Raw genomic sequence first — 20628 nt, forward strand, 5'->3', positions numbered from 1 at the left:
TGTTGACTGTTGACTGTTGACTGTTGACTGTTGACTGTTGACTGTTGACTGTTGACTGTTGACTGTTGACTGTTGACATAAATATACCTATTGTTTATAACTATAATATATAATATATTATAAAAATGTCAATTAAAAAAAATTGTAAATAAAAACAATATTCTATATAATAACTTTTATTGATATTATATTAAATATTGTTTCATAATAATGTAATTTATAACTATATATTTATATATTTTATTGCTTTAAAATTTATTGTTTTAATATAGAATAAATATTATATAATATTTTGAGGAATAGTAAATAATGAAAAAAAGAATTCTTTTGTTGGGAGCTACAGGCTCTATCGGTACTAACACTTGTTCTGTTGTAAGAGAGTTTAATAATGACTTTGAAATAGTTGGAATGTCTGCAAATAGTAAAATAGATATATTAAATACTTTATGTACAGAGTTCAAGCTTAAAACTGTAAATATATCTGATAAGAATGCAGAGAATATTTTTAAAGATTATGATTGTGCTAAAAATCTAAATATATATGAAGGAACTATAGCTGATTTTGTAAAGCATACTGACTTTGATATATTAGTTAATGCTTTAACTGGATATGCAGGATTTTTGCCTACAGTAGAAGCAATAAAGAAAGGAAAAACCATTGCATTAGCAAATAAAGAAACATTGGTTGTAGGCGGAGATATAATAAATCAATTATTAAAAGAACATAATGCAAGCTTAATACCTATAGACAGCGAACATTCAGCAATATTTCAGATGTTAAGGCATTTTCCAAAAACTTCACTTTCAAAAGTTATAATAACAGCTTCAGGCGGACCTTTTTTCAGAACTCCAAAAGAAGAATTAAAGAATGTTACTGTTGAAATGGCATTAAAGCATCCTACTTGGGCTATGGGAAGTAAAATAACAATAGACAGTGCAACTATGATGAATAAAGGCTTTGAAGTTATAGAAGCTCATCATTTATTTAATTTGGATTATGATAAAATAGAAACCATTATTCATCCGCAAAGTTTAATACATTCTATGATAGAAATTAATGACGGAGAGATTTATGCACAGATTGGAAAGAATGATATGCGTCTTCCTATACAGCATGCATTAACTTATCCTGAAATTAGAAATACGCCTTTTGAAAAATTAAAACTATATGAACATTCCGAAATCAATTTTTATAAAATGGACTTCGATAAATTTGTAATGCTTAGATTGGCTTATGAATGCGGAAAGAAAGGAGGACTTTATCCTTGTGTTTTGAATGCTGCTAATGAAATATGTGTATATTCGTTCTTACAAAAGAAAATAGGTTTCACTGATATATTTGATATTGTATCAAAAGTATGCGGCAGAAAAATAAATGTTCCATTAACTATAGATAATATTATCAATATGGATAGTGAAATAAGAAAAGAAACAGCTTGGATAATAAATTCGATGTCAAAATAAAATATATGTTTTATTATAGTTGATAATTTTAATTTTATAATATATCATTAATAAAAAATTTTTAATCTTTTAAGGGAAATATTATGCGTTTATCAAAATTATTTATGCCTACATTAAAAGAAGCACCTAGCGATGCAATAATAGCTTCAAATAAATTAATGTTAAGAGCAGCACTTGCAAGAAAAATATCAAATGGGCTTTATTCATATTTACCTCTTGGAGTTAGAGTGTTAAATAAAATATCTAATATCATAAGAGAGGAAATGGATGCAATAGGTTCTAATGAATGCATAATGCCCATACTTGTTTCAAAGGAATTATTAACACCTTCAGGTAGATGGGAAAGATTTAAAAAAGAATTATTCAGATTAAAAGATAGAAACGATGTTGATATGGCAATGGGTCCTACTCATGAAGAGGCTTTCACTATTACTGCACAAAATGAAATACAATCATATAAAGATTTTCCATTAACATTATATCAAATACATACAAAATTCAGAGATGAAATACGTCCAAGATTCGGAGTTATACGTTCAAAAGAATTCACTATGAAAGATGCTTATTCATTTCATATAACTAAAGAATGTCTTGATAAAACTTATAATGATATGAGCGGTGCTTATACAAAGATTTTTAAAAGAATGGGACTTGATACTGTAAGCGTAAAAGCAGACAGCGGTGCAATGGGCGGAGAAGGAAGCGAAGAGTTTATGGTTTTAAGCGAAGTAGGTGAGGAAACAATCATATTCTGTTCTAAATGTGATTATAGAGCTAATGTTGAAAAAGCTAATGTAAAAGAAGAGGAAGCAGCTAAATCTTATACTGACAAAGCTTTAGAAGAAGTGCATACTCCTGATATAAAAACTATAAATGATTTAGAAAAATTCTTTAATACATCTTCAAAGAATTTTATAAAAAGTATAATTTATAAAACTGAAGAAGATGAAGTTATATTGGTTGCTATAAGAGGAGATTTAGAAATTAATGAAACTAAATTATCTAATGCATTAGGAGGACTAGATATTGAACTTGCTGATGAAGAAACTGTAAAAGAAGTTACAGGTGCTAGAGTAGGTTTTGCTTCTCCTATAGAATTAAAAAAGAAAATAAGAATATTTGCTGATAATTCTATAAAGTCAGTAGCTGATGCAATAGTAGGCGGAAACAAAGATGATACTCATATCAAAAATGTTAATATAGAAAGAGATTTTAATATTGATGTATGGGGTGATTTTAGAACAGCTAAAGAAGGCGACAGATGTCCAGTATGCGGAGAAATACTTTATCAGAAAAAAGGATTAGAGCTAGGACATATTTTCAAACTTGGCGACAAATATACTGAAGCTTTCAATTTCAAAGTATTAGATGAAAACAACAAAGAAATTACTCCTATAATGGGTTGTTATGGTATTGGAGTTAATAGAGCTTTGGCTTCTGTTATAGAACAAAATTATGATGATAAAGGTATAATATTCCCTATAAGTGTTGCTCCTTATGAGGCTATAGTGGTTGCTATCGATAAAGAAACAGAAGACTCATTCAAAAAAGCAGAAGAAATATATAATGCTTTAAACTCTGTTGGTATTGAAACTATATTTGATGATAGAAAGGAAAGACTTGGAGTTAAACTTAATGACTGCGATTTGATAGGTATTCCTATGAGAATAATAGTTGGTAAAAAATCGCTTCAGAGAGGAGTAGTTGAATTCAAACTTAGAAAATCACAGGAAAGTGTTGAGGTAAAAGTTGAAGAAATAATTGAATATGTAAAAACAAAAAAACAAGAACTATTCAATGAGATAAACAGCAAATTATAATAAAAATATAGTTTAAATAAATGAATAGGGAAGTAATTATATTTCCTTATTCATTTTTATTTTAAATATTTAATATGGAAAATATAGAAATTGTAAATGATATTGATGATAGTATAATAGATTCTATATCTTTAATATCTTTAAAAAGCGAATACACACATTTATCCAAAGATTATATAAAACAATATATAAAAGATAAACATCATAAAGTTATTATAATAAAAGATAATAATCATATAACAGGATTTTTAATATATTTTTTGTTAGAACCTGAAGCAGATATAATATTTATAGCTTCATATCCAAATAATAAAGGCTATGGAAAAGAATTATTATTATATTTATTTGAGGATGCCAAAAATAATAATGTAAATAGTATAAAATTAGATTTACATGAAAACAATATTAATGCCAAAAACTTTTATATTAAAAATGGATTTAAAGAAATTGCAGTTAGAAAAAAATATTATGACAATCAGTTTAATGCTTTAATTATGGAAAAAGAATTAAATTAATTAATGGAATTTCTTAAACGCTAATATACAAAGTATAGCAAATATAATATTAGGCATCCAAGCCGCAATAAAAGGATTCATATTGCCAGCCTCTCCCATAGATCTAAATATCATAAGTACAGAATAATATAGTAAAGCCACTATGATAACCATTACCAAACTTACAACTAATACACTTTGAGTTGAAAATTTAGAAAATAATGAAGCTAATAAAACAATAATAAAACCAGAAAAACAATATGATATTCTATAATGCAAATCTGTTTCTAATTTTGAAGTATTCATATTAACTTCTTTTTGCAGTCTTATAATCTTAGCTTCTTCACTTAAGCTCATAGAATCCAAAGGTGGTCTTCCATAAAAATGTTCAGGACGCTCTAAAACATCTAAAGGATAATTATTTATTTTTTCTACTTTTATTTCTTTGTTTTCGCTGAATGTCGTTAATATACCGTCTAAAACATACCATTTTCTGTCTTCATTATTCCATTGTATATGAGGACTTGATATTCTAAATCGAATTCCGCCATCATCATTCAATTTTAATACAATAGTATTTTGCATATATTGTTCATCATAAAAATAAGTTTCTATAAAATATAAATAATTATCTCCTCCGAAAAGCTCCCAGGGTCCGCTTTTAGATGTTTTTTCATTACCTCTCATTGCATCATTAGCTGCAAAAGATACTTTATTTAAAGGTGCTGCCACAAATTGCCAAAACAATACAAGTAATAAACATAATACAATTACAATAACAAACATCGGCATAGAAAATTTAAATAAGCTAATTCCTGAATTTTCAATGGCAAGCATTTCTTTATTTTTTACGAATGTTCCTAATACATAAGTTGATGAAAACATCAAGGCTACAGGGAATATATAATATGTATTATGCGGAGCCCTTGCTAAGTGATAAGTAATGAAATAATTAATTAATTCAGGATGTTCTGTATAAAAAGATAATCTGCTGCTTAAGTCCGCTATTGTAACCAATACAACAAAAAGCAGCAAAGAACCAAAAAAGAAAGATAGAAATTCTTTTAATAAATAAGCATTCAATTTCTTCATTAACTTACATCTATACCATATTCTTCATTAAGCTGATTTAATTCTTCGGTAATAGCAACATGAAGTTCCTTTATTTTTTCAAGTAAAGCAGAAGGTTTTGACTTACTGCTTTTTCCAGATCCGAATATTTTGCTTATTTTTCTTTTAGCCTGAACAAGAGTTTCAGCTTTCACTTTAGGATCTGGTATAAATTTAGAAGCATCCATTCCAAGCAATGCTCCCATATAAAGCATACCCTCATATCCAAAATTATTATCTATATCAGGACCGAATGATTTTAATTTTTCAAAATTTTCTTTTCCATTTTGCATACACTCTATAGAAGCAGAGTATAACTCACTAGCTTTATATTGAAAGAAAGGAATAAGTCTATCATAATTTTCATTAGGATAAACGTTTGCTAAATCTTCCAAAGTCCAGCTTAATCTCAAAGAACATAAAGCCTTTTTTAAAGTAGGGGCACTATCTTTTCCAATATAACGATATCCGTCTAAAGCTAAAAAATAACTAGCAGCACCTTCTAAAAGTGTTCTATGTCTTGTGAAATCTACATCATTTCCAAAAAATTCTTTCATATATGAAGCTCTTAGTCTTGCCCCATCGGCAGCTTCATCTACTTTTTTCTGATCTATTAAATTAAAATCCTCTTGAAAAGCAGCATATAAACAATGAGGACAAACTACTACTACATATATTAAAGGGTAAACTGTACCATATTTTTTACTTTTTTCATAAGTTCTTCTTAAATCATTTCTTAGTTTTCCGGCAATTAATCTTCCTCCGCCTGTAAGAAGCATTTCATGGTAGAACTCATTTTTACATACTGGACAAGTTCTTGGGTTTTTCTCTATAAACGATACTTTTGGTTGCTCATCACTCATAAAAAAATCCTATTAATACTTATTTTTATAACATTTATAATATAAAAATGTTAAATTAATTATCGGTTTATTTTAATTTTTCAATATCACTTATATTAATCTTTGTAATTCTAAGTTCATTGAATATATTATTATAATACAATATATAAAAATACGGATATTGTGCTGCTTGTAATCTTATATTTCCAGTACTTGTTCCCAAAACTGATAAATCTATGATTCTATTATCAATAAATAAGTACTTATTACCATTCTCTTTGGTATATAAAACCATTATTTGTGCTGCATAGTCTAATGCTGAATCTAAAGACATTATATTTTCATCTTCATTAACTATTGCACTATTAGTAAATACTCCGTCATAGAATCTAGTATAATTAATAGTTTGAGGATTATCTTTTGTAAGATAAACTATATTAAATCTATTATGCTCTTCATGTGCAACAGAATATATGCTAGAATTAGTTACTATTGCTCTATCGTCAAAAAACTTAAATGCAGTATTAGTTTTTCTAGAACCATATAATATATTGCCTGTTTGATATTCATGCATATATATGGCATAACCGTCTTTTTCAGCAACTGGATAAACACTATCAATTATTCTATTAGTATAGATAAAGTCAGAAAAGAAATTATCTCTATAAAATCTTGATACGGATAATACGCCTCTATTATCTACAAAAAATAATGTAGGATAATTAAATGCTGACATAACTAATTTTAAATCAACAATCTTTCTGTTCTGCCTTATATCCATAGTATAATTATTAAAAGTACCGGAATTATTATTGACATATAATATTTTATTTGCTTTATTATATGATACATGTACATTTCTATTATTTAATGCTATACTTACAAAATTACCGAGGTCTCTATTATTATCTAAAATAGTCCTAGTGAAATTTCCATCTTTTCCAGTAACATATACAGCAGTATTAAGAAGATTATCATAATAAGCAAAATGCACATTATTATATCCATCTATAAATAATTCGCTGATATATGGCTCTTCTCTTAAAGAGGCTATAGACCAAGTATAAAGCGATTCAAAACCACTCATTCTAACATAATGCTCTGTAAGGGGAGGAGCATCTTTTTTTATTTCTTTTTGATATTGTGCATTTAAACTTGCAAATAATATTATTATTGTAACAAATATTAATACACTATTTCTTTTTAGATTTTTTAGCATCTTCTATTTTGCTTACAGCTTCAATACCTTCTTCTTTAGGTCTTATGAATCTGCATTTTATCACATTGCCTTTATCATCAAGTAATGCTTTTATATGAGAATAATAGAATATACAATGTTCTATATAGGCATTATCATCTACAATAGAGCCGTATAAATAGCTTACTCCTTTAATAAGGACATTAGAGCCAATATTAACAGGGTGATTATCGCTTCCTGTAACATTAACACCTCTTTCTAAAATAGTATTCTTTCCTATATATACATTACCTTTAATCTGATTTCCTGAATATATTTTAACATTATCATCTAATATAAGTTTTTGATTTTCCAAGCAAGAAAGCAGTACATTATCTCCTATATATGAATGCTCACCAAGATATACATTACCTTCTATTTTAGCACCATGTGATATTGTAACTCCATAATTAACTTTAACACCTTTACCTATATAAGCACCTTTTCCTATATATATATCCAAAGGTTTTTCATCTTTATCTATTTCCAATATCTGCTCAACAACAGAGTCATCAATGAAGAAATCTTCTCCGTCATATATAGTGATTATATTCTTAAGTTTATTATAAACATTAGATCTGGCTATAGATTCCATCTCTTTAAGAACTGTTTTATCATTGAATCCTAAAACAACTCTGCTGTCTTTAGGCATATAAGTTGATATTGATAAATTATTATTAATAAAAATTTCTATTAAATCTGTGAGATATAATTCATTTTGTGCATTATTAGACTCTAATTTTTGTATAAGTTCTTCTAAAGGCTTCATTTTGAAACCATATATACCAGCAACATACTCATTAAAATTATCTAATAATTCATCTTTTTCATAAGAGAATTTTTCATCTTTATAAACTTTAAATAGTTTTTTATCATCAGGCATAGCAAGTATATCTTTATACTCAATAACTCCTATAACATTACCTTGAGAGCCTTGTCTGTATTTACTTTTTTTGCCGTCGCAAGTAAGACCTCTGCTTCTTAATATTCTTCCATAATAGTTACTTCCTTTAGGGCCGTCATACATAGCAGTCATAACTATCATATCAGTTTTAGATTTCAAAAATTCCTCATGAAACTCTTTCATAGTTTCAGAGTCGATAAGTCCCATATCTGCATATATTACATAACAATATTTTATATTCTTTAAATCACTCTTATCAAGTCCAACTTTTACAGCATGACCTGTACCTCTTTGTTCTTCCTGATAAGCAAAATTAGTGTTAGCCTGCTTTCCAACAGCATTAGCAACATCAAGAGCTTTTATTCCAACAACTATTGTTATATTGCTTTTAGGCATACCATTTTTTACTGCGAGTCTAACCCTTTCTATACTAGGAACTCCCCATATAGTGTGAAGCATTTTAGATGTAGAGCTTCTAATTCTTTTACCATGACCAGCAGCTAAGATTATCACCAATGTATCATTTTTTGAAAACTTAGACGATAATGAAGCAAGAGCATTCTCGATTTCAACTACATTTTTTTCCATAGGTAACTCCTAATTATAATGTTTATTTTTTATTTTGTTTATTTGTATATATTTGTTCAAATACAGGCTTTTTTATATTGATATTTTTAGAATAGAAATCTGAATTTACAGCTTTTTCATTCACTTGTAAATCATTATTTTTAGAATCTATTTTTTCTTTTGCTTTTAAAATATCTTCTAAACTATTTTTTTTATAATTGTTTGGAAGAATTGCATTTTTACTGTCTAATTCTAATTTATCATTTTTATCATCTTTATTGAAAGTTTCATCTTCTTTAAGCCATTTTCTAAGCACTTTAACTACAGATTCTGCCAATTTATCTAGCTTTTGCTTAGCTCTTACATTTCCTCCGAGATTAGAATCTTCTTTCATAATAAATTTATAAAGCTGCATAGCTTTTATTATATTTTTCTTTTCAAAATTATAATAATCTGCAACTTTTTCTATGCCACCATAATAGGAAGCCGTAAGATAACATCTGTAAGCACCTTCTATATCTTTCTGATTAAAAAGTTCATTACCTTTTCTTACTAAGGCACTTCTTGTAGAATCTTTTATTTCCATAGTCTACATTATATACTGATAATAGAAAACTGCAAGCATTAATTTAATAAATATATTATGTTAAATTGATTTTTGTAACTCAGATTTCATTTCTTTTATCATACTGTATCCAAGCGGTATAGATAATAAAAAAGTAAGAAAATCAGAAAAAGGCTGAGCTATTTCTATACCTGTTATGCCGAATATTTTAGGAAGTATGTATATTATAGGTATAAAGAATATTCCTTGTTTTGCAACTGCCAAAATAGAAGCTCTTATAGTTTTTCTAGTAGTTTGAAGTATCATGCTGGATAATGTTATAAATCCCCATAAAGGCAAACTTAATGCCTGATAATGTAATGCATTATATGCAACAGATAATAAAGCTTCGTCTTTATCATTAAATAAATGCACAATTTGTGATGAATTAATAAATATAAAGATAGAAAGCACAATCAATACAAATGTAGATACCTTAACACAAAAGAAGAAAGCTTTTATAACTCTGTCATATTTTTTAGCACCATAATTAAATCCGCATACAGGCTGAAAACCTTGTCCGAATCCTATTATTGCAGAATTGGCAAACATAGCCACTCTATTAACTATAGACATAGCCGCTATTGCTGCATCTCCGAATGGGGCAGAAGCTGTATTTAAAAATGCAGTAGAAAAACTAGATATACTTTGTCTGCAAAGGCTAGGAAGTCCTCCTACTATTATAGCTTTATATTTTTGAATGCTAGGCGAGAAATCTTTTAATTTTATAGGCAAAGTTCCCCATACATTAGTTCCTATTAAAAGTATACAAAATCCTACAAATTGGCTTATTATTGTACCTATAGCCGCACCTTTTACACCCATAGAAAAATGAAATATTAATATTGGGTCTAATATTATATTTAAAATTGCCCCTGTTATCAAGCCTATCATTGCAAACAAAGCATTTCCTTGAAGTCTTAATTGATTATTAAGAACCAAAGAGGCTGTCATATATGGAGCACCTATTAAAATATATTTCATATAACTTATAGAGTAGGGAAGTATTGTTTCTGTTGAGCCAAGTATATGAGCTAGAGGCTTAATAAATGTTATACCTAATATCAGTATAATAAATCCTACTATCATAGCAGATAAAAAACCTGTAGCCGCCATTTTTGATGCTTCTTCTGTTTCTTTTGCTCCGAGTTTAATTGATATGTAATTACCGGAACCATGCCCAAAAAAGAATCCTATAGCCTGTATTATAGCCATCATTGAAAACACTATTCCTACTGCTGCAGTAGACTGAGTATTTATTTTACTTACAAAAAAAGTATCTGCCATATTATAAAATGAAGTTGTAAGCATACTTATAATTGTAGGTATTCCCATCTTTATAACTAAAAATTCAATTTTAGATTCTGTCAATTCTTTATATTTTCTGCTTTGTCTCTCTGTTTCTTTTAATGCAGCATCATCACTTACACTCATAATATATCCTAAGATTATAACTTCTAAGTAGTATATAACTTTTTTATATTACTTCAATATGATTTTTTTATTTGACTTTTTTTATTTTTTTAGTAGGATATTAACATAATATTTAGGATATATAGTATGAACAATAATAGCAGCAATGTAGAAAATTTTATAGCAAAATTAGAAAATAAAGATGAATACACTTTTACATTAGAGATATCTCCTCAGGCTAAATATGATTTAGGATACATAGAAGAAAAAATAAATAATTCAAATATATCAAATTATATAGACGGATTTGTTGTAACTGATTCGCCATTTGCTAATTTAAAAATATCATCAATACTTGCCGCATTGCAATTGCAGCAAAGACTCAATAATAATAAGCCTTTCATAGCAACGCAAACTATGAGAGATAAAAACTCAATAGCTTTGCAAAATGATTTAATAGGGGCAAATTATTTTGATATAAGAATGGTGCTTGCCGTTACAGGAGATCCTATAATTGGAGGAAATCAAAAACAGGCTAAATCTGTATTTGAAGGAAACTCTGAATTACTTATAAATATAATAAAAGATCTTAATAAAGGTAAGAGTTTAGGAGAGTTCACTTTCAAAGAACCATTAAAACATATATATCCTTTCTGTGTAATAAACAGTTATGCCAAAAATAATGATAACTTAAAAGTTAGACTAGCAAAAAAAGCAAATTCAGGAGTTAAAGCAATATTTACTCAGCCTATATATGAAGCTGAAAGATTAGAGCTTCTATTAAAATGGATAGATGAACTTCCTTTAAAAAATAAGCCTGTATTAGTTCCAGGATTCTTTCCAATACTCACTTATAAAACAGCATATTTCATATATTATAAACTTCCTGGTGCTTATATTCCGGAAACTTGGCTTCATAAACTCAAAAAAGCTAGTGATAAATCTCCGGAAGAAGAAAAAAAAGTAGCTGCAGAATTATCATCTGATTTATTCCATAGTATGCTGAAAAAACATAAAAAGATGCATATAATGAGTATGAATAATTATGATTTTGTTGTAGATTTATTAAAAAATAAATAATAAAATTACACAAATATTCTAAAACATATAATCTATAAATAGTATTTATAGAACTATAATTCTTATTACATACCTAAACATATAATCAAAATTATTAATCCTTAATATAGTAGTCAAATATTTTATAAACTTTAAAATTTTTATCAATTTTTTATAAAAAAAATGAGTTTTTTTTAATTTTTACGTATTTATTAGCAAAACGAAATATAATAAAAGGAGAAAATATTATGAAAAAAAATATTATTATGGGATTATTAGTTATAGGTTTAATATCATCTTATATCTATGCCGCCCCAGCTCAAAAACTCATACTTGTATCTGGAACATATACAACATCAGGTATGCCAAATTCTCATATTTATATCTCTAATACTGGTGCAGGATTAGGAAATAGTGCAGAAATAACATTATATGATAATGATGTAAATTATGAGGTATATACAGGCCGTATAAGAATAAACTCTAATGGACGAAGTTATATACGCTGGAGTGATGGTTCTGAAGAAGATGTAGTAATAGTTTCTAGTACAAAATTTGGTGCCGGATTAAACACTTGGGAATTAAAACAATATTAATAATTTTTAATATTAGCAGATATATTTTTTATAATAAAAGAATATATCTGCTTTATAAGTTAATAGAACTATGAAATCAATAATCAATAAATTAATATTATTTTTTTTTAATTACATTATCTTTATATTCTCAATCACTTCCAGATTGGATTTTGAATCCTAGAAGTAAATATAATGATAATAAATATTTATCAGCTATTGGAGAAGGAAAAACTTTAAAAGATGCACAAATTAACGCTTATGAGAATTTATCTAAAATTTTTTCAACTACAATAAAACTAGATATTAATTCTATAGACAGGTACAATCAATTTGAAAATAACGTTGATAATATTTCTTTTTATGAAGAGAATACTCAGCTTAAGTCTTATAATGAATTATTTGGTGTAGAATTTAAAGAATCTCATTATTCTAAAAATGAAGATTTATACAGAGTTATTGCTGTAATGGAAAAAAATAAAACCATTAAAATATTAAAGACAAAAATTAAAGATAATGAATCAGCAATAAAAATATATCTTGATAATAATTCAAATGATCTCATAGAAAAATATTCAGTAACAGATATGGCTTTAATATTAGCAAAAAAAGATCAAATATATTATGAGCAGTTAGTATATTTGGGTGATAATAATATAGAACTAAAATATAAAGTTCAAACCATATCTGCACTCCGAGATTCTATATTGAAACAAATGACATTTAATTTTGTAACGGAATATAATAATTCTGCATTAACTCAAAATATAGAAAAAATAATTTCAAAGTCAGGATTTAAATTAAATAAATCTAATCCAAGCTATCAATTTAAGATAAGAATAGATACTGATGATGTAAGAGAAGTTCCAGATTTTGCTGGCGGCGGAGTAATGGTATATTATCAGTTTCAAATAGATTTATTAAATAAAAACGATGACTTAATTTACACATTCAATTTTGATGAAAATAGCACAGGTAAGGAACATGGTAAAACATTAGATGAAGCTAAAAAATATATATTAAATAATATTACAAAAATAGTAAACGAACAATTTGAAAATAAATTTTTAGAGTTTTTTAATAAATATATAAAAAATTAAATTAGGAGAAAAAAATGAAAACAAAATTATTTATTATTATGATAGCATCTTCTATTTTATTTAGTTGTGCCACAACAGGTGTAACTACGATAGAAGATATGGGAAGTTCAATAGGTGTTAAACAGCCAGAATGGATGCAGTATATAACTTCTGTATCAAAGATGGATGCTTTATATCCCAAAAAAGTACCATTTACTTATAATGAAACCGGTACAGATTTAAATTATTTAAAAAGAAAAATTAATTCTACTACTTTATCAGCTGAATATTCTAGAACATTAACTCAAGCAGTATTGCAATCTGCAAGTGAAGAATCTGGTCAAGATTTTACACAACATGAACAAAGTATACAGCAAGCATCAGCAAGTACTTTCAGTGGTTTTAAAAAAGAAGGTGAGTGGTGGCAGTTAAAGAGATACCCAAATGGAGATGAAAAATATACTTATTATGTATTATATTTAGTAGATGAAGATAATTTCAATAAATCATTATCTAGTGTTATAAAAAAATCTTCAGATACTATAGGTGAACAAATAGCAAAAGAATTGGAAAAAAATATTGAAAATGTCAAAAATATATATATGAATGCTCAGCAGTAAAATTGGAGATAACTATGAAAAAAATTATTTTTGTATTATTAATACTATATATACCTTTACTAGCACAAAATGAAAACATATCATTATTTCCTTTTACAGGCGATATTTCAGAAAAACAGGGAAATGTTTTTATGAATGAAATTGCTTCAAAATTAAACAGAAGAGACTATAAATTCGTTGATAGAAGTAAAGAATTGGGTGAAGCTATTAGAAGAGAACAGGGGCTTGGCAATATAAAAGACAGAGAATATGCTGATATAGCTACAAAGTTAAATTTAGCTGGATATGTTTTAGTAGGAAGCATAGTTGAATCTGGAGCAGGATATGCTATAAATGTAAGAATCATAGATTTAACTACTTCTCAATATAAAGCTACTGCTAATGAATATTTACCATCTTTAAATTTGGGTAATCAGGAAACAGCCATTGCTATTGAAAATATAGTGAGAGACATAGACAGTAAAATCAGCGGCAGAAAAATACCAACTGTACAGGAAGAACAGAGACAAAAAGAATTACAAAATGAACAGCTTACTGATTATCAGATAAATAGTTATAAAGATGGATATAACAATGCCAATATAGCAAAATGGATTGGAAGAGGTTCTTGGATAACAGGAATTGTTTTGACTGCTATTCCATTTATTATAGATGCATCTTGGGGTAACAATTTTGGATATTTTTTAGTATCTCCTCCATCAAGCAAAACACCTACTACAGTAAATGTTGGGAATGGTGCTACATATCAAGATTATGGCGGATTTTATCCTGAATCAGATTTAATTGCTATGAGAACAGTATTTGGTATAGGAGTTGGATTGTTTGTGGGTGGAGTTATAACTGATATAGTGGCATCTACTATGCAAAATTCTTATAAAAAGAAACTTGAAGAAAGAGGCATATATTATAGTTTTAATCCTATTATTGCCCCAACTTATAATAATACTGTAAACTATGAACTTGAATTTGCTATAGCATATAAATTTCAATAAATTTAGTTAGATATAAATGAAAATGAAAAAGATAGTTTATATATTTACATTTTTTATAATATCAGCATTATCATTAAATGCTCAATATGGTAAGGCTATAGATTCATTACCATTTAGAGGCGCAGACATAACGCAGCAGGAAAGTGAATATTTAGCCAGCATGTTTGCTAGTGAATTTGATCGAGAGGATATACATTAGTAACTAGAACATCAGCATTCAAAGAAACTCTTTCCGAAATGAATTTCCAAAAAGATATATCAACAGCTAATATTGCAGAATTAGGAAAATTAGTTGGTGATGATTATGTTTTAGTTGGAAATATTGATTATGTATTTGGAAAAATAGCTATAACAGCACAAGTTATTAGTGTGGAAAAAGCTACTATATTGGCTTCCTCAACAGAAGATATATAAGACATATCTGATATTAATCAAGAGATAGCCTCTAAAATGGTAAAAAAAATAGTTTTAGACATGAGTATATTGGTAAATTAATACATATAACTAAGTAGGGTATTTTTTAATAAATAAAAATACCCTATATTATTTAATTAGCAAAATAATAAGAATCTTCACAGAATGATATTATTGCACATGTACTAAGTTCAGGATCCATCATATAGCTTTCTGTAAGTGTAACATTAAATTCTTCTGGTTTTAATTGATTAAATATTATCCTGTTACCGTACATATTGGTAAGTGCTTTATATCCGAAAGAATATCTGCAGCCCACATGTTTTCTTTTACCTTTATTTTTTAAATTAAGCAAATTATCCATATGTGTTTGAAGTATATCCACATAATTTTCTATTATATTAGTTCCTATAGCATTATAAAAATAATATTCTTTATATTCATCATTATCATATAAGCCTTTCAAAAACTTATGAAACTTCTCTCCAAGACTTACAAGCGTAAACCCTATAGTATCTTCTTCTTTATCAAAAAAATCTACTATAGAATTATAAGGCTCATTTTCCATACGCTCTAAAGGAATTTCTATTTTTTCATCTTTTAATTCATTAGTATTAAAAGCAACATCATATATATATAATTTATCATTCTCTGTAATAGTTTTATAAAATCCATAAATCATAACAGGTTCGATTAAATTATTTCCTATGATATTATTTTTCATCTCTTCGTATTTAGGTTCTACTTTTGTTTTAATCATTTCATTATATTTTTCCATATCCTGATTTTTAGCCGAATATCCGAAACCTGCTCTAAAAAGCCTAATTTTATTAATCATATCAAAGGCTTCTTTTTCCACTTGCTTATTAAATTCAAAAACTTTTCTTCCATAGAATGGAGGTTTATTTATATAATGTTCATGATTTTTATGATTTATTTCTGCCATTACTAGATTAATATCCTTTAATTATTATTTTCTTTATCTCTGTCTGCTATTATCTCTTTTATTGCTAATATATCATCAAAGCCGTCTTTACAGTAAAATATTTTAGCTGTATCTCCATAAACTTTTTTACAGTCATTTTCTACAAACTCTTTTGTAAGTGCTGCTCCGCCTAATATAATAGGTATTTTTAATCCTTTTTCTCTTATATAAGCAAGATTATCTTTCATCACTTCAGTAGATTTTACTAAAAGCCCAGACATACCTATGCAGTCTGCATTATGTTCATGATATGCTTCTAAAAATTTTTCTATAGGAACTTTAGTACCAATATTTACAGTTTCAAATCCATTATTTTTTATGATGATTTCAACTAGATTTTTACCAACATCATGCACATCTCCTGCCACAGTACCAAGTATTATTTTAGCAGTTTTTTCTTGTTTTTTCTTCTCTAAAAATTCAGATAAGAAGTCAACACTTTTCTTCATTACTTCAGCAGAACCTAAAACGAAAGGAAGCTGTATAGTTCCTTCTCCAAATTTCACTCCAATGTCTGCCATTGTCGGAAGAAGTATTTCATCAATTATTGCTTGTGCAAATTTCTTTTCTCCGCCAAACTCTTCGCTATTTTCCTTTACCTCATTAAGTAAGTTTTGCATATCTTTCCATTCACCGTCAAGCATAGCATCTCTTATAGCTTCTCTTATAGGCTTTTTGACATTTTCTTCATTAGTACCAGATAATTCTTTCTTTTCTTTTTTATCAGAGAAATGATTTATATAATTTATTAAAGGTTCTTTAGTATTACTCTTATTATAAATCAATTCTCTTGCCAATTCTATTTCTTTTTCATCTATCTTTGAAAGTGGAAGTATTTGTGCAACATTAACAATTGCAGTAGTAAGTCCATGATTAATAGCTTCATACAAAAATACTGAATTCATTATTTTTCTTGCTTCTTCTTTAAGCCCAAAAGATATATTTGATACTCCCAAACTTATAGAACATTCAGGATATTTTTTTGACAATTCTTTAATAGCATTTAAAGTTTCAACTCCTGCTAAAAAGCTTTTTTCATCACCGCTTGCAAGTGTAAATGTAAGAGGGTCAAATATTATATCATGAGGCAGTATCTTATGAACATTAACAGCACGGTCGTACATTCTTTCAGCCATTCTCAACTTATCTTCACAAGTAAATGCCATTGATTTTTCATCTATTGTAAGAAGCATAATAGATGCACCGTATCTTTTTGCTAATGAACATATAGCATCAAATTTTTCTTCACCTTGTTCCATATTAGCAGAATTTATAATAGGTTTTCCGCCATACACTTTTAAAGCTGCTTCTATGACATTAGGTTTTATTGCATCTATAACTAAAGGCAGAGAAATTTGCTTAACATAAGCAGAAATAATTTTTGTAATATCTTCTACTTCATCACGTCCAGCCCAAGCAGCATTAACATCTATTGCATGGCTTCCAGCTTTTACTTGTTTTATACCAACATCAAGCATTCCGTCCATATCGCCTGCAATCATAAGTTCTCTAAATATTTTACTTCCTGTAGCATTACTTCTTTCACCAATCATCAAAGGTGCAGGATTTTGTTTTATGCTTACAACATTAAATAAACTTGCTATGTAAGGTCTTTGTTTTTCTAATGCTGGCTTTTTAGGTTTCATACCTTTTACTTTATCAGCTAATGCTTTTATATGGAGTGGGGTAGTACCGCAGCATCCACCTATAAATGCAAGTCCATCTAATTCAAAAAATTTACTATTAATATCAGCAAATTCTTCCGGAGTCATACTATAATATGCTTTTCCGCCTCTGTTTTCTGGAAGTCCTGCATTACTATGTATCGATATAGGAAGGCAGGATATTTCTGAAAGTTTTTTTATATGACGCATTGCCATATCAGGACCTGTTCCGCAATTCATACCTATAGAAAATATATTCAAATTAGAAAGTATAGTATATGCTGTTTCTATATCGGTACCTAAAAGCATAGTGCCCTCTTTTTCTATAGTTACAGAAACCATTATAGGAATTTCTTTATTTAATTTTTTAGCCGTATCATTAACTGCTAATATTGCAGCCTTTAATTGCAAAACATCTTGTGCAGTTTCAAGAAGTATTATGTCAACTCCTCCGTCTATTAAACCTTTAGCAGCTTCAATGTAACCATTATACATTTCATCAAAACTAATTTGTCCCAAACTAGGAAGTTTTACTCCAGGCCCTAAACTTCCTGCAATAAAAATATCTCTATTTAAATCTCCTTTAGAATTAGGATTTTTTAAATATTCTTCTCTTGCTTCATTGGCTATTAATGCTGCACTTTTAGCAAGTTCATAAGCTTTATCTGCTATATCATATTCACTTAAAACCCAAGGTATAGCTCCGAAACTATTAGTCTTTGTTATATTAGCATTAGCATTCAAATAATCTATATGTATTTCTTTCATTATATTTGGAGCGGTTATATTAAGTATTTCATTACAGCCTTCTATGTTATTTCCATTTATAATCCAAGACTCTTTTTTAATTTCTTTCTTTTGAAGTTCTGTACCTGTAGCACCATCTATTATCAAATACTGTTCTTTGATAAGTTTTTTTAATTTTTCTTTAATATTACTCATTATTTAAGCTCCAATTTTTATATAAAAACTATATTTTATTTATTTTAATATAAAAATCTAAATATAACAAGTTTTATAAGTTATAGATAAGTTATTTTTTGTTTATTATTTGATGAGTAATAAAATATAATAAAAACATAATGTATGTTACTTATTTGTATCACAATACAAGTTGTATTTTTTATGTTTTAAACTATTATAAAAATACATGTAATAACTATATATTAATTAGTTATTGTTTGTATATTCTTCAATATTTCTTTTTGAAGTTTCCCATTTTCCTATTCCATGCCATTTAGTTATATCACAATATCTACAAAAAGGCATAGGTTTTGCTAAAAATTGTAATATTTCATTATAGTCTTTAGCTTTATATATATCTATATAATCTTGTTCTGTAACTTTAATATTCATAGAAAAATGATTATTAAAAGCATTTATATTAGCAGGCAAACCACAACTAAAAAGTTTTCCATTATGTAAATTTAAACAATTATTTGCTAAATAACAATTTATAAAATTATCAAATACATTACTAGTACCATCTAAATTTAAAATTGTTTTAACACTTTCTTTTAATACATGTTCGTTATTAAAAAAACTTAATACTACATTATAATTAGAACATATTCTTTTTATATTATCCCAATCTATTTTTATTGGATATTTTGTAGGATGTATTTCTACATTATTCTTTTTACATGATAACCAAAAACTTTCATCTTGTTTTGGAAGTAAAATACCATTAGTTATTAACCATATTGAACTGTATTTAAAATATTTTCTTACTACATAAAAATAATCTTTACAATTTATATTTAATAAAGGTTCTCCTCCCAAAATATGAAATTTTTTTATTAATCCATTACTTAATCCATATAATCTTTTAATATCATTTTCAAATATTTCTATATCATAATATTCTTCTTTTGCTAATTGAGAAAAATGATTACAACTATAACAATTTAAATTACAATGTCTAGCAATATCTATATCAATAAAATCTATATATCCTTGAGGTGTTAATTTTTTTATTTTACCATACAAATCCATATAATTATTATATATAGTACTTTCAATTATATTAACTTTATTATTTATTTGTTCTAATTTATTATTTAAATTATTTATTTCTAATAAATATTCTCTTACAGAATTTCTTAATTTTTTCAAAGGTATCCACCATACTATATTATCTATAGTTTTTCTATCCATTTTTATTCCTTTATAAATTGTAATATAAATCTCTGATATACGATAAATTTCTTTTATTACATATATCTAAAAAAATATCTTCTGTTATATATCCATATTTAATATTATCTATAATGATTTGTTTTAACAATTTCCTTTGACTTTTATAAATATTAATATCATTTTCAGTTTGCTTAGTTTTATAAAATTTCATATCTATAAAAGTATAACATAATCTATATAAAGATATAAAAAAATCATACATTTCTATTTCTATATTTAATTTTGTATTTTTATAATATAAAAATATAATTTTTATTACATTAGCATAATTTAATATATAATCATTTGTAACCATATTGGTAAATGACTTTTTCCGTCTATAATGAAAATACAATGATATTGGAATATATTCAAAATATTTAGCTATAGATAATATTTTAAAGCTAGCAACTAAATCTTCTCCAGATATTTCATCAGGCATTAAATTATCTATTTTTGTTATTAATTCTTTTTTATAAATTTTATCCCATAAAGGAGCATGAATTTTTTCTATAGATAACAAATGTAAAATATTATTGCCATATAAAAACTGTGGTATATTTATATGCATGTCTGTTATTTCATCATTTTCTATCCAATAGAAATT

General features: G+C 26.9%; 20 protein-coding genes. 10 read left to right on the top strand and 10 right to left on the bottom strand.

Annotation, left to right across the window (positions count from 1 at the left end):
• Positions 1-309: 309 nt before the first annotated feature.
• The 3 genes from dxr to Q0K19_RS12465 all read left to right on the top strand — a co-directional run bounded on the left by dxr (position 310) and on the right by Q0K19_RS12465 (position 3799).
• Positions 310-1464 (top strand): 1-deoxy-D-xylulose-5-phosphate reductoisomerase, encoded by a 1155-nt coding sequence (gene dxr / locus Q0K19_RS12455; RefSeq protein ID WP_297248427.1) that lies wholly within the window; start codon positions 310-312, stop codon positions 1462-1464.
• Between the two features lie 83 nt (positions 1465-1547).
• Positions 1548-3284: a proline--tRNA ligase gene (locus tag Q0K19_RS12460; protein ID WP_297248428.1), complete on the top strand. Its 1737-nt coding sequence runs from the start codon at positions 1548-1550 to the stop codon at positions 3282-3284.
• Positions 3285-3358: 74 nt separating this feature from the next.
• Positions 3359-3799 carry a GNAT family N-acetyltransferase gene (locus Q0K19_RS12465; protein ID WP_297248430.1) on the top strand — a complete coding sequence of 147 codons (441 nt, stop codon included), beginning with the start codon at positions 3359-3361 and terminating at the stop codon, positions 3797-3799.
• On the opposite strand, the gene Q0K19_RS12470 is transcribed toward Q0K19_RS12465, so the two are convergent.
• From Q0K19_RS12470 to Q0K19_RS12495, 6 genes are all read right to left on the bottom strand, one after another.
• The gene (locus tag Q0K19_RS12470) at positions 3800-4870 is read right to left on the bottom strand and encodes an LptF/LptG family permease (RefSeq protein ID WP_297248432.1); all 1071 of its coding nucleotides are present in this window, start codon (positions 4868-4870) and stop codon (positions 3800-3802) included.
• Complete coding sequence (locus Q0K19_RS12475; RefSeq protein WP_297248434.1) at positions 4870-5751, bottom strand: DUF2225 domain-containing protein; 882 nt, start codon at positions 5749-5751, stop codon at positions 4870-4872. Before Q0K19_RS12475 ends, Q0K19_RS12470 begins: the two co-directional genes overlap by 1 nt.
• Before the next feature lie 67 nt (positions 5752-5818).
• Entirely contained in the window at positions 5819-6949 is a 1131-nt protein-coding gene (locus Q0K19_RS12480) for a hypothetical protein (RefSeq protein ID WP_297248436.1), read from the bottom strand.
• Complete coding sequence (locus Q0K19_RS12485) at positions 6924-8459, bottom strand: NTP transferase domain-containing protein (RefSeq protein ID WP_297248437.1); 1536 nt, start codon at positions 8457-8459, stop codon at positions 6924-6926. Before Q0K19_RS12485 ends, Q0K19_RS12480 begins: the two co-directional genes overlap by 26 nt.
• A 22-nt stretch (positions 8460-8481) precedes the next feature.
• Entirely contained in the window at positions 8482-9024 is a 543-nt protein-coding gene (locus Q0K19_RS12490) for a hypothetical protein (protein ID WP_297248439.1), read from the bottom strand.
• A gap of 60 nt (positions 9025-9084) precedes the next feature.
• Positions 9085-10476 (bottom strand): MATE family efflux transporter, encoded by a 1392-nt coding sequence (locus tag Q0K19_RS12495; protein ID WP_297248441.1) that lies wholly within the window; start codon positions 10474-10476, stop codon positions 9085-9087.
• A gap of 126 nt (positions 10477-10602) precedes the next feature.
• On the opposite strand from Q0K19_RS12495, the gene Q0K19_RS12500 reads away from it, so the two are divergent.
• The 7 genes from Q0K19_RS12500 to Q0K19_RS12530 all read left to right on the top strand — a co-directional run bounded on the left by Q0K19_RS12500 (position 10603) and on the right by Q0K19_RS12530 (position 15194).
• Positions 10603-11535: a methylenetetrahydrofolate reductase gene (locus Q0K19_RS12500; protein ID WP_297248442.1), complete on the top strand. Its 933-nt coding sequence runs from the start codon at positions 10603-10605 to the stop codon at positions 11533-11535.
• Positions 11536-11762: 227 nt separating this feature from the next.
• Complete coding sequence (locus Q0K19_RS12505) at positions 11763-12110, top strand: hypothetical protein (protein ID WP_297248444.1); 348 nt, start codon at positions 11763-11765, stop codon at positions 12108-12110.
• A gap of 152 nt (positions 12111-12262) precedes the next feature.
• Positions 12263-13189 (top strand): hypothetical protein, encoded by a 927-nt coding sequence (locus Q0K19_RS12510; protein WP_297248446.1) that lies wholly within the window; start codon positions 12263-12265, stop codon positions 13187-13189.
• A 14-nt stretch (positions 13190-13203) separates the two neighbouring features.
• Positions 13204-13788, top strand: coding sequence for a hypothetical protein (locus tag Q0K19_RS12515; protein ID WP_297248448.1), 585 nt, complete (start codon positions 13204-13206; stop codon positions 13786-13788).
• A gap of 14 nt (positions 13789-13802) precedes the next feature.
• A complete protein-coding gene (locus Q0K19_RS12520) occupies positions 13803-14780 on the top strand; it encodes a FlgO family outer membrane protein (protein WP_297248450.1) in 978 nt (325 codons plus the stop codon).
• 22 nt (positions 14781-14802) lie between these two features.
• Positions 14803-14979 carry a hypothetical protein gene (locus tag Q0K19_RS12525; protein WP_297248452.1) on the top strand — a complete coding sequence of 59 codons (177 nt, stop codon included), beginning with the start codon at positions 14803-14805 and terminating at the stop codon, positions 14977-14979.
• A 38-nt stretch (positions 14980-15017) separates the two neighbouring features.
• On the top strand, positions 15018-15194 hold the full coding sequence (locus Q0K19_RS12530; protein ID WP_297248454.1) for a hypothetical protein: 177 nt from the start codon (positions 15018-15020) through the stop codon (positions 15192-15194).
• Between the two features lie 133 nt (positions 15195-15327).
• On the opposite strand, the gene Q0K19_RS12535 is transcribed toward Q0K19_RS12530, so the two are convergent.
• The 4 genes from Q0K19_RS12535 to Q0K19_RS12550 all read right to left on the bottom strand — a co-directional run.
• Positions 15328-16140, bottom strand: coding sequence for a vitamin B12 dependent-methionine synthase activation domain-containing protein (locus Q0K19_RS12535; RefSeq protein ID WP_297248456.1), 813 nt, complete (start codon positions 16138-16140; stop codon positions 15328-15330).
• Positions 16141-16157: 17 nt separating this feature from the next.
• Complete coding sequence (locus Q0K19_RS12540; RefSeq protein ID WP_297248458.1) at positions 16158-18785, bottom strand: homocysteine S-methyltransferase family protein; 2628 nt, start codon at positions 18783-18785, stop codon at positions 16158-16160.
• Between the two features lie 228 nt (positions 18786-19013).
• The gene (locus Q0K19_RS12545) at positions 19014-20000 is read right to left on the bottom strand and encodes a radical SAM protein (RefSeq protein WP_297248460.1); all 987 of its coding nucleotides are present in this window, start codon (positions 19998-20000) and stop codon (positions 19014-19016) included.
• A 10-nt stretch (positions 20001-20010) separates the two neighbouring features.
• Positions 20011-20628 (bottom strand): hypothetical protein (locus Q0K19_RS12550; protein WP_297248462.1); only part of this gene is annotated, 618 nt, incomplete at its 5' end.

It is taken from the genome of uncultured Brachyspira sp. (genome assembly GCF_944393015.1).
Classification (GTDB): Bacteria; Spirochaetota; Brachyspiria; order Brachyspirales; family Brachyspiraceae; genus Brachyspira.

Coding starts and splice junctions, on each gene's coding strand:
- dxr (WP_297248427.1), top strand. CDS start 310: ATGAAAAAAAGAATTCTTTTGTTGGGAGCTACAGGCTCTATCGGTACT.
- Q0K19_RS12460 (WP_297248428.1), top strand. CDS start 1,548: ATGCGTTTATCAAAATTATTTATGCCTACATTAAAAGAAGCACCTAGC.
- Q0K19_RS12465 (WP_297248430.1), top strand. CDS start 3,359: ATGGAAAATATAGAAATTGTAAATGATATTGATGATAGTATAATAGAT.
- Q0K19_RS12470 (WP_297248432.1), bottom strand. CDS start 4,870: ATGAAGAAATTGAATGCTTATTTATTAAAAGAATTTCTATCTTTCTTT.
- Q0K19_RS12475 (WP_297248434.1), bottom strand. CDS start 5,751: ATGAGTGATGAGCAACCAAAAGTATCGTTTATAGAGAAAAACCCAAGA.
- Q0K19_RS12480 (WP_297248436.1), bottom strand. CDS start 6,949: ATGCTAAAAAATCTAAAAAGAAATAGTGTATTAATATTTGTTACAATA.
- Q0K19_RS12485 (WP_297248437.1), bottom strand. CDS start 8,459: ATGGAAAAAAATGTAGTTGAAATCGAGAATGCTCTTGCTTCATTATCG.
- Q0K19_RS12490 (WP_297248439.1), bottom strand. CDS start 9,024: ATGGAAATAAAAGATTCTACAAGAAGTGCCTTAGTAAGAAAAGGTAAT.
- Q0K19_RS12495 (WP_297248441.1), bottom strand. CDS start 10,476: ATGAGTGTAAGTGATGATGCTGCATTAAAAGAAACAGAGAGACAAAGC.
- Q0K19_RS12500 (WP_297248442.1), top strand. CDS start 10,603: ATGAACAATAATAGCAGCAATGTAGAAAATTTTATAGCAAAATTAGAA.
- Q0K19_RS12505 (WP_297248444.1), top strand. CDS start 11,763: ATGAAAAAAAATATTATTATGGGATTATTAGTTATAGGTTTAATATCA.
- Q0K19_RS12515 (WP_297248448.1), top strand. CDS start 13,204: ATGAAAACAAAATTATTTATTATTATGATAGCATCTTCTATTTTATTT.
- Q0K19_RS12520 (WP_297248450.1), top strand. CDS start 13,803: ATGAAAAAAATTATTTTTGTATTATTAATACTATATATACCTTTACTA.
- Q0K19_RS12525 (WP_297248452.1), top strand. CDS start 14,803: ATGAAAAAGATAGTTTATATATTTACATTTTTTATAATATCAGCATTA.
- Q0K19_RS12530 (WP_297248454.1), top strand. CDS start 15,018: ATGAATTTCCAAAAAGATATATCAACAGCTAATATTGCAGAATTAGGA.
- Q0K19_RS12535 (WP_297248456.1), bottom strand. CDS start 16,140: ATGGCAGAAATAAATCATAAAAATCATGAACATTATATAAATAAACCT.
- Q0K19_RS12540 (WP_297248458.1), bottom strand. CDS start 18,785: ATGAGTAATATTAAAGAAAAATTAAAAAAACTTATCAAAGAACAGTAT.
- Q0K19_RS12545 (WP_297248460.1), bottom strand. CDS start 20,000: ATGGATAGAAAAACTATAGATAATATAGTATGGTGGATACCTTTGAAA.